The sequence below is a fragment of the Clostridiales bacterium genome (assembly GCA_015243575.1).
GTDB lineage: Bacteria > Bacillota > Clostridia > Peptostreptococcales > Anaerovoracaceae > Anoxybacterium > Anoxybacterium hadale.
Genome location: CP042469.1, coordinates 1740663 through 1754191, shown reverse-complemented (window position 1 = coordinate 1754191; position 13529 = coordinate 1740663). Strand labels below are relative to the sequence as shown.

6 protein-coding genes are annotated in these 13529 nt (G+C 45.0%); 1 reads left to right on the top strand and 5 read right to left on the bottom strand.

All coding sequences use genetic code 11. From position 1 onward, the window contains the following. Positions 1–156 precede the first annotated feature (156 nt). A complete protein-coding gene (locus FRZ06_07645) occupies positions 157–1254 on the bottom strand; it encodes a M42 family metallopeptidase (protein QOX63228.1) in 1098 nt (365 codons plus the stop codon). A gap of 226 nt (positions 1255–1480) precedes the next feature. On the opposite strand from FRZ06_07645, the gene FRZ06_07640 reads away from it, so the two are divergent. Further along, complete coding sequence (locus tag FRZ06_07640) at positions 1481–3322, top strand: DUF4153 domain-containing protein (protein ID QOX63227.1); 1842 nt, start codon at positions 1481–1483, stop codon at positions 3320–3322. A gap of 60 nt (positions 3323–3382) precedes the next feature. On the opposite strand, the gene FRZ06_07635 is transcribed toward FRZ06_07640, so the two are convergent. From FRZ06_07635 to FRZ06_07620, 4 genes are all read right to left on the bottom strand, one after another. Beyond that, the gene (locus FRZ06_07635) at positions 3383–4885 is read right to left on the bottom strand and encodes a DUF3369 domain-containing protein (GenBank protein ID QOX63226.1); all 1503 of its coding nucleotides are present in this window, start codon (positions 4883–4885) and stop codon (positions 3383–3385) included. A gap of 97 nt (positions 4886–4982) precedes the next feature. Continuing rightward, on the bottom strand, positions 4983–6827 hold the full coding sequence (locus FRZ06_07630; protein ID QOX63225.1) for a hypothetical protein: 1845 nt from the start codon (positions 6825–6827) through the stop codon (positions 4983–4985). 25 nt (positions 6828–6852) lie between these two features. After that, on the bottom strand, positions 6853–11262 hold the full coding sequence (locus FRZ06_07625) for an amino acid adenylation domain-containing protein (GenBank protein ID QOX63224.1): 4410 nt from the start codon (positions 11260–11262) through the stop codon (positions 6853–6855). A 299-nt stretch (positions 11263–11561) separates the two neighbouring features. Then, positions 11562–13514: a cell division protein FtsA gene (locus tag FRZ06_07620; GenBank protein QOX65873.1), complete on the bottom strand. Its 1953-nt coding sequence runs from the start codon at positions 13512–13514 to the stop codon at positions 11562–11564. Positions 13515–13529: the final 15 nt, after the last annotated feature.

Below are 13529 nucleotides of genomic sequence, written 5' to 3'. Positions count from 1 at the left end.
TAGTACCTTGGCAAGCTTAAAAGCAAAGCTTAAGTCTGCCAAGGTACTAGATCGTTATAGAATTATAATCATTTCCAGAAGAAAATATGTGTATCTATTCTATTATTATCTGATATACACGGGCTCTTTTTTACAATTTACTGCCTCAATGATCACTTATGAATGGCTATTTATAATGGCATGAAATGTCACTGAATTGATCTGATTCAATAACGCCAGAACCAGCTTCAGCGCATTTTGGTAATCATCCAAATCAGCAATCCCATAATGATCATGGATATACCTGACAGGAACCCCGATCACGATGGATGGAACGCCCTGACGATACAGATGAATTTTGCCCGCATCGGTTCCTCCACCGGGCATTAATTCGATCTGATACGGGATCTGATTTTCTTCGGCAGTTTTCACTACAAAGTCTCTGAAAGGAATGTGAGGAATCATACTGGCGTCATAAAAGCAAATCACCGGACCTTTTCCCAGTGCGGTCTTTGATACAACGTCTCCCGGAGAGATATTCGGAGTATCAGTAGCAACTGTAACGTCAAGAACAATTGCCAGATCAGGCTTTACAACAGATACACTGGTCCCGGCACCTCTAATGCCGACTTCCTCCTGCACCGTCATAACGCCATAGACTGTTCCGGGGACAGGGGTATCACGTAGCTCCCTGAAAATCTCAACCAGCATGGAGCAACCAATGCGATCATCCAATGCTTTCCCCCGAAAACATCTAAAGTTTTCACACATTTCAAACGTGCTGAAGGGGACAACCGGATCACCGGAGCGAATGCCAAGTGCTTCGACCTCATCTTTACTGCTCGCGCCTATGTCAATGAACAGAGAATTGATTGTGACCGGCTGTTTCTTTTCCTCAGGCGTTAATATATGGGGCGCTTTCGCTCCGATAATTCCGGTGACTTTACGCGCAGAATTGTATATCTGAACCTTCTGGTTCAACAGTACCGGATCCCACCATCCTCCAAGCTTCAGAAATTTAATGAAGCCTTCGTCTGAAATTTTTGTGACCATCAATCCTACTTCATCCATATGAGCGGCCAGCATAATTTTCAGCTCCTGCTCTTGGCCAGTAATCTTGGCGGCCAGACTTCCCAGATGATCCTCCAGCAGCTCATCGGAGAGGGGTTCAAGATATTCTGTCAATAGCTTTCTTATCGGCATCTCATAACCGGAAACCCCTGATTCTTCAGACAACCTTTTTAGTAGGACGATGGATCTTTCATCATTTATCATACTTGTTTTACCTTCCTTGCAATGGATTTGTCAGTATAGTAATGCTACTTATTTGGTTAGTTATGTATACGAACTGAAGAGTAAATCCTCATTTTGAAGGAAATATACGGATTGATTTATGGTAAGGCATACAAGAAGCCTATGCTGGATTCGTAAAAAAGTGAGTACAACAAGAAATAATGGTTACAAATAAAATAAGAAATCCAATAGGAAAGGTAGTGAGATTATGAATACTTTAACACGATCGATATTGAATATTTTCGGAGGGGCGGTCAGAGCTTTTGAGACATTTCCTGCTGCTATTCTGAGTGCCCTGGCTTTTTCTATTGTCACAATGATCAGAATACAGCTTGATTGGCCTGCACAAGAACCTTACAATTTTCTATTTAATTGTCTGCATTGGGCCTTTGCTCTGGGAGCTGTGTTCAGTATGGCTGCAATAACCATAGCGCAGACCCGCTTTTCCAATCAGCGTGCATTTGTGGCCGCAAATCTGCTCGGCTCGGCAGTTGCCATTATTGTGTTTCTGATGCTTTTCTTTTGGGGAGCATCCAATCCTGATGCTTCAGCACGCTATGAAGTAATTTCAACGCTGGCTGTAGCACGGGTTAGTGCCGCCATTTTGATTAGCTTTCTGGCCTTTATCATCGCAGCAGGCGAACCAAAAGAACAGACTGATTTTGCACAGTCCTTTTTCATGACGCATAAAGCCTTTTTCATCGCTGTCCTTTATGGGATTGTGATCATGGCAGGTGCTTCTGGGGTTGCAGGTGCAGTGCAGACATTGCTTTATCAGGGGATGAGCGGAAAAGTCTATATGTATATTGGAACAATTGCCGGTTTTCTTGCCTTTACGATCTTTTTAGGACATTTTCCTGATTTTCGGAAAGGGGTTTTTGATGAACATCGCGAGGTAGTTCAGAGACAGCCGCGTTTTATTGAAATTTTGCTGGGTTATATTCTTGTCCCCATCATATTGGCCTTAACCGTAGTGCTCTTTTTGTGGTCAGGACGTATCCTATTGACGGGTGAATGGCCAGCATTTCATGAACTCGCAGGAATTGCAACGGCATATTCCGCGGTAGGACTGTGGCTTCATATCATGGTGACACATCATGAGTTTGGAGTGGCCAAATTCTATCGACGTTTTTATCCTTTCGCAGCTTTGATCATCCTGGCTTTCGAAGCTGGCGCCATCGTGATACAATTAGAGAAAACTGGACTCAAAGTCTCCGAGTATTGGTTTATCCTGGTTTGGGTGATTTCGGCAATAGCGGCGATTCTCCTAATCCTTCTAAAAACAAAGGCTCATCGCCTTATCGCCGCAACGATCTGCGCAGCTTCCGTTTTTTCAGTCCTGCCGGCGGTAGGGTATCAGGGCATGCCAGTTTTTGCCCAGATAGACCGCCTTGAAACATTGCTTAGCAGTGAGGGAATGCTGAAAGATGGAAAATTGATTCAGGCCGCATCAGACCCCGAATTGTCTGTACGCGAATCCATGACCGACGCGGTTTACTTTCTTGCTGGTGCGGAGGATGCCAAACTTCCTGCATGGTTTGACGACAATTTGAGTGATCGTACTGCCTTCAAAGCAAAACTCGGCTTTGAACCTGTATGGCCGAAGTGGGATGACGGATCCGTGGATTACCTGGGAACCTCATTGTATTTGAAGCCGGATGCGATGGATGTTACCAATTATCAATGGGGGATTCATTTGCAGGGAGACAAGGCCGAATTTAAAGGAGACAAAGGTAACTATATCATCGATTGGGAAATTCGTCCTTCAGACGGAGTGCCCACCCTGAAGATCAGCCTGGATGGACGCATCATCCTTGAAGAGGATATGAATGGCTATATAGATCGAATCACCAAGAAATATCCGCCGGGACGCCAGTCAGGGCAAGCGGAAGCCTCTCTTGAAGACATGAGCGTTTTGTTTGCAAGTGTAGATGCAGAGGTGCTTTTGATCTTCAATAATATTCAGATCAACGTGGATCCTGTTGGAGACCGCATCAACTATTATTTTGACTTAGATATGATCTATCTGAGGGAGAATGACAACCCATGATGGAGTAAAACAGGCCGTTTCTACAGGATTGCAATCCTGAGGAAATGGCCTGTTTTGCATTTATTCATACGTCTCAGTTAGCTCTTTAATCATATCAGGAAATTTATCCAGGACATGATTGAATTGGACTACAACGTCTTGATCAAACTGAGTCCCCGAACCCAGGACCAACTGATTTTGTGCTTCCTCAAAGGGAAGCTTTGAACGGTAACGCCTGTCAGACATCATCGCATCGAATGCATCAGCCACTGCGATAATACGTGACATGAAAGGAATCTGATCGCCTTTAAGGCCTTCCGGATATCCGCTGCCATCAACCCTCTCGTGATGACATTTCACGATAGGAGCTACTTCCTTAAACATAGAGATCGCGGAAAGGATGTGAGCTCCCTTGAGCGGATGCTTTCTGATTTCAATTAATTCTCGATCGGTAAGCTTTTCTTTCTTGAAAAGAATATCATCTGAGGTCCCGATTTTTCCTACATCATGAAAGAGGCCGCTGACCTTAAGCAGTTCCAATTCTTCTTTGCTCATACCAAAGGACTCACCAATTTTGGATGCGTAGTAGGCTACCCTGTCTGAGTGGCCTCTGGTGTAAGTATCTTTCGCATCTACTACCATTCGAAGCGCCTCAATGGTATCCATATAACGCTCACGGAGCTGGTCATAGGTTTTATTCAGCTCGTCATTCTTAATATTGACTAAGGAGTGGAGGAACGCATTGTTGATAGAAGAAGCTGCCTGATTTGAGTAGATTTCAAGAAGCTTCAGACCATCCTCAAGATCGTCACTCTCTACATAAATGATGCCGATATCCTGATGATATTCATTGATCAGAGGAACCACCACACCGCCTTGCAGCTTCACAGAACTTTTGTTAAGCCTTGCATGACCGATATGCTCCATCAGAGAAGGATTCAGCATTTCCATAAAGTCGTGGATGTCGGTGTGATAAATGCCAATCCCCTTGAAAATACTGTTGTTCCCCGGACTGAATTGGGTAACGTCATCCACGAGAATGAACGCGTTCTTGCTGTTCATAAGTGGAAGAATTTCAGTGAGAATTTCTTCCAGAATGCTGCCGATGGGCTGAAGCTGATAAATTTTCGGAACAGCCTGCAGAATCTTATTGAGACCTTCTTGAAATTTTTTGATCAGCCGCATTTGAGCGATGGATTTTATCCCTGATTCAACAAGGAGCAGAAGCTGGTCAAATCGGTCGCTTTTCTCGCAGTATCCCTGTATGTCCAATGCTCTGATGGTTTCCAGAGGAGGAGCCAGATCTTTATGTCCGGTGAGCAGAAGGATGTAAATTTCTCTATTGAATTCTCTGATTTGGCGTACCACTTCGTCACCGTGAATAGGACTCATCAGGAAATCGAGAATCAGAAGGTCGAAATGCTCCTTTCGGACAAGCTCAATGGCTTCCAGTGGATTGGTCAGCCCGGTGTAATGATATCCGCTTCTTTTCAAGACCACTGACAGTGAGTCTACAATGCCTGGTTCATCATCCACCAGCAGGATTTTATAATTTGAGGATATCTGGAACCTCTCTCGTCTCATATGCGATCCATCCTTTCAGAACGAGGGGAATGCGCTTCGCGATTGGGCAGCGCACCCATTTCAAGGAATAATTTCTGTCGTACTAATAATTCGTGCCTCATGAATACCCCCCGTTTCTAATTTGACTGGTAAGACTGGGAATTGTAATATAAAAGCTTGTTCCTTCACCTTCTTTAGAGGAAAACCACATGTTGCCGCCGAAACGGCCTTTGATTGTGGAAGAGGACATGTATAAACCCAGCCCAGTTCCATCTTTTCCCTTGGTGGTTACCATCTCTCTAAAAAGACGCGGCTGAATATCATCAGGAATTCCCTTGCCGAAATCCTTGAATACAAAATGTATCTCTTCGTCGTTTTTGCTGACCAGAAGTTCCACATTGCCGGGCTGCCCTTCGTAGGACTGAATAGAATTGCTGATGATGTTGTCAAAAATCTGTACCAAGTTGTTCAGCTCTCCTTTGATCTCTGTGTTAGGATCAATAGAGGACTGAATCAATAGATTACAATGTGTGATTTTGAGCTCGTGATGCATGAGCACTTCAATGCGCTTTAAAAGTTCTTCGACAGTGAATTTATCGGTACTGGAATCGGTCATTTGAACAGCCTGTCCCTTGACTGCACTGATGACATCCGACATGTATCTGCAGTAGGGCTTCATTTTTTCAAGCCATTCTTCCATTTCCCTCGCAATTTCCAAATGATCCTCGGTCGTAACCTGGGGATCAGAAATGGATTCCCGGTATTCGGTCACTAAATCATGCAGGGCTTCAATTCCGCCGGATAAAGACATGATTGGAGTTTTCAGGTTATGCGCAATCCCGCCAATCATGTGGCCTAGGGAAGCCATGCGCTCCTGTTCCAAAAGGATTTCCTGATTCCGCTTGATGATCTCGATGTGCCTTTTGTATTCGGTAACATCTTTGAAAAGGAGAATGGAGCCCAGATACTTTTTATCAGAGAAAATAGGGATCATCTCAATTCCGAAATGTTTATCAAAGTTTTTACCGCAAATATGTTCCTCTAATGCCATATGGATCCGCTGCGCCTTTACAATAGCCAGACCCTCCATGATCTCCTCATGGTTGAAAGAAACAGAGGCTGAGGTAAGCACACGGAGCAAGGGAGCTTTTCTTTTGATCGTTACCATATCTCTGAAGGTCTCAAGAAACGTACGGTTATAGTCGATAATTTCATCTTCCTCGTTAACGACAATATAGCTGTCAGAGATGAGATCAACTATTTTTTGCAGTGCGATGGGAATCACATTCATCAACTTGAATTTAAAAATTGCGATTGCAAAAAACAGCATCGTTACTGAAAATGAGATATTCTCGTAAAATACCTGCATCGTTACGATCTTTTGCGTGCTCAATATCACAACCACAAGCGGAAAGGAGACTCCGATGATAATCAGCAGCGATTGCTTAGAAAAAAAGCCCGAATTCTTCACGGAGAAGGAAAGCAAAAACCAAAGTCCCACGAGAATACAGCCGTAGGAGTAGAATTCGTGGAATAGATAATAAGATCCGTAAACAAATTCCGTGCTGATAAAGCCATATTTTACAATAAACAAATGATGAAGGCTGTTGGTTAATGCAATGATAATGGAAATACAAGGAACAATCAAAATCAAAAGATAGTTCCAATTCCACCGAACTCTGGTTTTGGCAAATACAATCCCGATCATCAACAAGAATACAGGGACAATGCACACGGGAATATAAGATAAGTGCTCCAGCGTAGGATAGAATACACCCTGTGTATCATACAGAATCTTTTGAATCAACCGGATGGAGGTCCATAAGATCATACAAGCATTTGTCATTAAAAATGCATAGTGAATCTGCTGTTTTCGTTTCATCCGGGCAATGATACCCGAAATGAACACCACCAGAAATAATGAGAATATCAGCATGCCATAAATAAAGATATTTTGGTTCATATGCACGGCACGGTCACCTCTTGTTTTATGCTATAAATTCGTTTTTCTTCATATGTTCAAGGATCCTGCCAAGATAGCCCTGTTCGATTTCAGGCCAAGCAAATCCAAGTCTTTGCAGAGATCCGACTGTATAGTCCGCTGTAATTTGAATGGGGGCGCCATAGGCCAATTCCCCTCGCATGAGATATACAGACGCAGACTCCTCCGTTAGCTGTACGTCATCTTTCCCGGTTCGTTTCCCAGAACTCTGAGTACGAATGAAAATGCCAAGTGAGGCAAAAACGGATATGAGTTCTTTTAACGTTAAGGTTTTCGGGTTCATCAAGTGGTAGATGCGGCCTTCGCTTTTGGGATTGCAAAGGAGCCGCAAAATTGCCTGTGCAGAGCTGTCCACCGGAGAGAATTCCAGCTCTTGCATGAGAATTTTCTCGGAGACCACTCCGGAGGTCACAACCTCTTTTAGCGTTGCATAAAATGCGTTTTCCGCCATATTGGGCTGAAAATGCCCATCCAAATACCGGCCTGTCAGATTGCCCATACGGAAAATAATCGCTTTGAGCTTGTCTTCTCGAATCGCCCGAAGCACTCGGTTTTCAGCCTCAAATTTGCTGCGAACATAGATGTTTCCTTTATAGTTCTGTCCGATATAAAAATCACGTTCAGTAAATAAGCCGGTTACGTTTTGATCGACCAGATAATTCCCGGTGATAGCATCCGTTGACACATGCCCTAGGACACAATTGAAGCTTTTGCAGAAATGAATGACCTCCTGGGTACCTTCAACATTGATCTTTCTGATCTGTTCGTAGGGGCCGAAATATTTCACTATAGCAGCACTATGGATCACAGTATTCACAGCCTTTCCCAGAAGCTGATAAGCTTCCGTTCCAAGCCCGAAGCTCGGCAGGGAAACGTCGCCTTGGATTGCGTGTACGCGGCTTCTAAGGAGCAGCGTTTCATCTTCTCCAAAGTAGAATTTCATTGTACTTTCAAGTCTTTCAGCAGCTTGCTGATCATCCTTTGCACGAATCAAACAATGAATCGTCGAGGAAGTCTGGGTCAGAAGCTCATAAAGCAGATGAGCACCAAGAAAACCAGTAGAACCCGTCAGCAATATACCTCCTAACGATATGGACTCTGCCGCTGTCAGAGCATCATACGCCATATCGGTTTCGTATTCTTCCAAAGGGAACGACGGCGTTTCAATTTCCAGCAGATCCTCATCAGGGCGGATAAGTCCGGAGGCTTTGGCTGCAAGTTCCCGAATATTGGAGCAGGTGTAAAAATCGGAAGCCGTCAGCCCCCAGCCTTCGTCATAAATTTGCGAGAGGATGGCGATTACAGTGAGTGAGTCTGCACCCAGCTCAAACAGGTTGTCCTCAATGCCAACCCGTTCAAGTTTTAAAATATCTTCTGCAACTTGGCAGAGCCTGGTTTCAATGTTATTACCAGGCGGAGTGTAGCTGCGCTTCTCATTGGCAAGCAAGGGCAGGGGCAAAGCTTTTCGATCCGCTTTGCCGTTTGCAGAGACCGGAATGGAATCCAATTGAACAAAAAAGGAGGGAACCATGTATTCCGGTAGTTTTTTTTGAATATGTGCACGCAGGTCACGGCTCGAAAGCTCACGTTCCGCCGCATAATATGCGCATAGATGCTTTTGCCCTGCATAGTCTATTCCTGTTACCACAACGTCACGGATGGCCTTATGCTGCATCAGCCGATTTTCGATTTCTCCAAGCTCTACGCGGAAGCCCCTGATTTTTAGTTGATGATCCAGCCTTCCAAGGTATTCAATATCTCCCTGGGAAAACCATCTGGCTAGATCTCCGGTTTTATAGATACGCTCCCCGGGCATATAGGGGTCCGGTAAGAAACGTTCTTGCGTAAGCTCCGGCTGACCGATATATCCTCTGGCAAGTCCCACACCGCCGATATAAAGCTCCCCGGGAATTCCGATCGGCAGAAGATTCAGGTGGGGGTCAAGGATATAAAGACGTGTATTGTCAATGGGCCGTCCGATAGGCACACAATTCAGCGTTACGTCCGGTGAGCAGTCGAAATAAGAGACGTCTACCGTTGCCTCAGTTGGGCCGTATAAGTTATATAATTCCGTACCATAAGGGCGATTCAGCAATCGGTTGAACCTGCGAACCTGTTCCAGCCCAAGGGCTTCCCCGCTGGCAAATACCTGCCGAAGAGTGGATAGCTCCTCTGTGCGGCTGCTGCTTTCAAGGTACTGCAAAAAAGCGCTCAGCATGGAAGGTACGAAATGCATAGTCGTAACCTGCTTGTTTTTGATCGCATCAATGATGACGGCGGGGTCTTTTTCCCCTCCGGGTGAGAGCATGGTTACCTGCGCGCCTGTCAATGCCCACCACATCAGTTCCCAAACAGAGACATCGAAGGTATAGGGTGTCTTTTGTAGAATCACACTTTCCTGAGTAAGCGGATAGCGCCTCTGCATCCACCAAAGGCGATTGACAAGCCCTCTATGCTCTAGCATAGCCCCCTTTGGTTTTCCGGTGGAGCCGGACGTGTAGATGACATAGGCCATATCACCGGGATTCGGATGGCTTTTGGGCTCGGCTCCGATTTTAGCGTAGCTTTGCGGCTCGTCCAGATTCAGTATGCTGCAGGAACAAGAGGTTGCAAAGCGGGCTGCATCGTGGGTGAGAACAATCTTGGCTTCGCATTCGGTAAGCATATGCTCTGCTCGCTCTGGCGGATTGGATGGATCGATGGGAAGATATGCTCCTCCAGCCTTCATCACACCCCACACAGCCACTACCATCTCAATACTGCGATAGAATGCCAGCCCAACTACTGAGTCACGGCCGACACCAAGCTCTTGTAGACGGACTGCCAGCCTGTTTGAACGATCCTTTAGTTCACGGTAGGTAATAGAAGTTTCACCGCAGGATACCGCGATGTTGTCTGGTGTTTTTTTCGTTTGCTCATCCAGCAACTCCGGCATGGTTTTATCCATTGGATATTCCGCACTTGTTTCGTTGAAATTATAAAGAATTTTTTTTCGTTCCTTTTCTGAAAGCATATTGAGACGCTCAATTTCCTTCAAAGGGTTATCCAGTGCATGCCAAAGAAGATTAATGATATGCTGGTGGATGAAATCGATCTCTGTGGCGCAGAAAAGATCCACCAGGTAGTCGTAGTCTACTATAAGCTGTCCGTCATGTTCCCGTGCATTCAAATTGATGATGAGGGATTCGATCTGGTGGCCGGTAAAGTGCCAGCGGGAAATATAATTTCCCGAGAATAACCCTTTATCAAATTTAGAGTTTTGAAACGTTAAAACAATATCAAATAAGCTGTCAGCAGTCTTTTTCTTTTCTCTTACGTGACGAAGCAGCATATCGTAGGGATATTTTTGATGCCGTAGGGCAGATAAAATCTCCTTTGATACCAGCTCAACAAAACCGTCAAAATTCATGTCGTAACGAATGGGAATGGATAGGGGAACACCAAGACTGGCGAACATCCCAGCAGTGTTTTTTTCCGCTGCATTGGTCCGGTTCAGCAGCGTCGTACCGAGTACAACGTTTTCCTTACCGGCTACCCGGTTCAGATACATTGAAACGGCAGCAATAAAAAGACTGAACTCGGAAACACCTTTGCTTCGGCAGTACTCATAAATTTTGGCGGAAAGCTTTTGGGGCAGCACCAATGTCCTGCGCTTTGCTTTGGAGGAGATACCGCTGGTCTTTCTGCTTTTCAGGGTACAGACCTCCTGCCAGTTTTCAAATTTCTCTTCCCAATAGATCTTATCGCTCTCAAACCTTTTGGAAGCGAGATACTTCTTCTCATTTTCTATGTAAGCAGTATAAGAAGGCAGCAAAGACGGATCAACCTCACGTCCTTCCGAAAGCGCTGCGTAATATTCAAAGACTTGGTTGACCAGCAAAACCATGGTCCAAGCATCTGAGATCAGATGGTGCATACGGATATAAAAGCCAGCATCGCTATCGCTAACGCGGACCAAGGCAAAATAGAAAAGGGGCGCGTCCACCAACTGAAAGGGCAGGGCGGATTGAATCTCATCCCACCTGTAAAGTTCCTCGTTGGAAGAAAATTCATATCGTTCAAAAAGAACTGGCTCATAAGGTGAAATGTACTGTACCGGTTCGCCGTTTTCTTCGGTGATCCGGGATCGGATTGCATCGTTTTTTTCGATAAAGAGATTAATTGCAGCCGCAATCAAATCGAGATCCACAGAGCCCCGTACGCGCAGCGTAGCGGCAATAACTCCTATGCTGGTATCGGGATACAATTTCTCCATATACCAGATGCCTTTTTGCTGATGCGTCAGTGAATATCGCATACCAGCGAACGCAACGCGTTTATCAGGAAGCTGCTCAAACTTTTGGTTCTCATTTTGGTTCTCAGTTTCCATTGGATTCAAACATAATTCTTCCGACATCGGCTCCCCCTTACAGACACATTATTCTACGTTTAGACCTTTTCAGTGTAGCACTTACTCCAATATTATGCAATTATTTAACGAATATTTCCTGACCCCCATGGAAGTGCTGTAATCATATGGAAAATCAATAAAATTTAAACTTTTTAGGCAACTGTTCGGGTCGGTTTCATATAGTCCCGGAAAAGTGCATTGGAAAATGTTTTGAAGTCTCGTATAGAATGGGAATGAAGTCTTCAAAAATATAAAAAACAGCCCTTGATTCTGGCTCGGAATCGAGGGCTGAAGTCGTATCTCAATCAGACTTTATAATATATTTCGATGGAATCACCAGGTTTTAAATCCTGCAGAAACGAGCTGCTTTCTCCATTGACACGAAGAACGACATCTCCGGTGGGATGCTCAAGATCAAGTCCAGAGCGTTCCAGCAGATCCATCAGATAATAGGGGGAACCGTCTGTTTTTTTCGGAACACTGACAGGCTGGTGATTCAATAGGAAATCAATAGAGTGAGCAGCCCCGTCGGTTTCAATCGGAGCTAGGTTCATTTCCGATTCATAGTCTGCGTCACAGTCGATGCTGGGCTCGAATATTTCATCTGGATTGGTTTTCGAACCAGACACACTTACGAGATCGAAAACGACGGCTTCCGGCTGCTGATTTGTTTCAATCAATACCATATCGCCCATTTTAAGGAGCGTATCCCTTGAAACAATACTGCCATTAACTGTAACCGTCTGGCTAAGACCCTCAGACAGCAGATCTTTGAGGTAGCGACGGGCGTGTTGGCCCTTTGTTGCAGGTGTAAAGTCAATGCGGTCTCCAGTTTCGACGAAATCAGAAATTCTTGCTTCCTTACCATTTTTCATCAGCTTTGCGGGCTCTCCGGGAGTGCCGTGGTATACTGTCTGCTCCCCGTTGATCTGAATCATCAGCTTTCTGCCTGTTTGAGGTATGATGTCCTGATAGGAAAAGCCATTCATCATGAGTATGTCTAAAATAGTCATGGTTCTATTTCGAAAGAGCTTTGCTCGGACTCCATTTAACATGACATGAAAACTGTCTGTAAGGAGGTTGAGACCAGCCGAAATTGCGATACCAAGTGGAGTGGCATACTCTGGGTCATTCAACTCGTAGGTGTCTGAAAAAGCGTAGGTTTGAAAGTTGTTGCCAGCAATGGCAACGCGCTTTGCATCCATGTCCATATACTTGGCAATACCGGCTTGTATACTTGACAGTTTGCTGCCTCCCCCGGCCAAGAACACAGCCGAAGTTGGAGCACCATTTACTTCGCGTATCTGCTCACAAATTTCACGACAGAGAATGGATGCGGATTCTTCGATACAATCTGCCATATCTTCTTGTGTAATGGTCTGCTCGAAGCCTAGGATATCGGTAAAGCAAACAGTTTGCTGAGTACCAAGCTGTATTTTGACCGACTCTGCTGTGTTGAAATCAAGGAGATACTTTTTCATCAGAGTTTCTGTGATCTCGTCCCCGGCAATGGTGACGATGGTATAGCCTACGACGCCTCCGTCTTTGCAAATGGCAATGTCTGAGGTTCCCGCTCCGATATCCACCAAAGCCAGGTTTAGGAGGCGAAGATTTTTGGGAATCACCACGTTCATGGCAGCAATGGGCTCCAATGTAAGGCTCGCAACTTCCAGATCAATTTTATGCATGGTGGAATAAAGGCTATCCACAACTTCTCTGGGAAGGAAAGTGGCAATAACGTCGACCTGTACCCGCCGCGCTTTGTGTTCGAGCAAGCTGGAAGTGGGGTAACCGTCCATATAATATTGAACTGCTGTATGACCTACTAAATAGAACTGGCGGCCAGCTTCTACCTCAGGATCATCAGAAAAAGCAGCTTCGGCTTCTCCGATCGCACCTGCTTCAAGACGGCTTATGATCTCCTCATCCAGCCGTTGTGGTCGATTAAATTCCAGCTCATAGGTTGCACTCTGAGTTTTCAGTGCTCGGCCGGCTGCAGCAACGCATACTCTTTTTAACTTAATGCGAAGCTTATTCTCTAAACGTGCTTTCACGATAGCGGCTACCTTTGCAACCTGTTCTATATCTTCTATCTGACCATCAACCATGGAACGCTCAGTATGTTCTTCTTTTTCCATAGCAATGACTCGTAGCTTCTCGTTCTCAACGATACCTGCAATACCAATAATGCTGCGGGTCCCAATATCCAGTGCAAATATCATATTTTTTGGCTGTAATTTCAGCTTGTCTTTCTGCATTGCTTTTTGATTTTT

Excerpts from the sequence above, each read along its gene's own strand:
- FRZ06_07645 (QOX63228.1), bottom strand. The coding sequence starts at position 1,254 with ATGATAAATGATGAAAGATCCATCGTCCTACTAAAAAGGTTGTCTGAA.
- FRZ06_07640 (QOX63227.1), top strand. The coding sequence starts at position 1,481 with ATGAATACTTTAACACGATCGATATTGAATATTTTCGGAGGGGCGGTC.
- FRZ06_07635 (QOX63226.1), bottom strand. The coding sequence starts at position 4,885 with ATGAGACGAGAGAGGTTCCAGATATCCTCAAATTATAAAATCCTGCTG.
- FRZ06_07630 (QOX63225.1), bottom strand. The coding sequence starts at position 6,827 with ATGAACCAAAATATCTTTATTTATGGCATGCTGATATTCTCATTATTT.
- FRZ06_07625 (QOX63224.1), bottom strand. The coding sequence starts at position 11,262 with ATGTCGGAAGAATTATGTTTGAATCCAATGGAAACTGAGAACCAAAAT.
- FRZ06_07620 (QOX65873.1), bottom strand. The coding sequence starts at position 13,514 with ATGCAGAAAGACAAGCTGAAATTACAGCCAAAAAATATGATATTTGCA.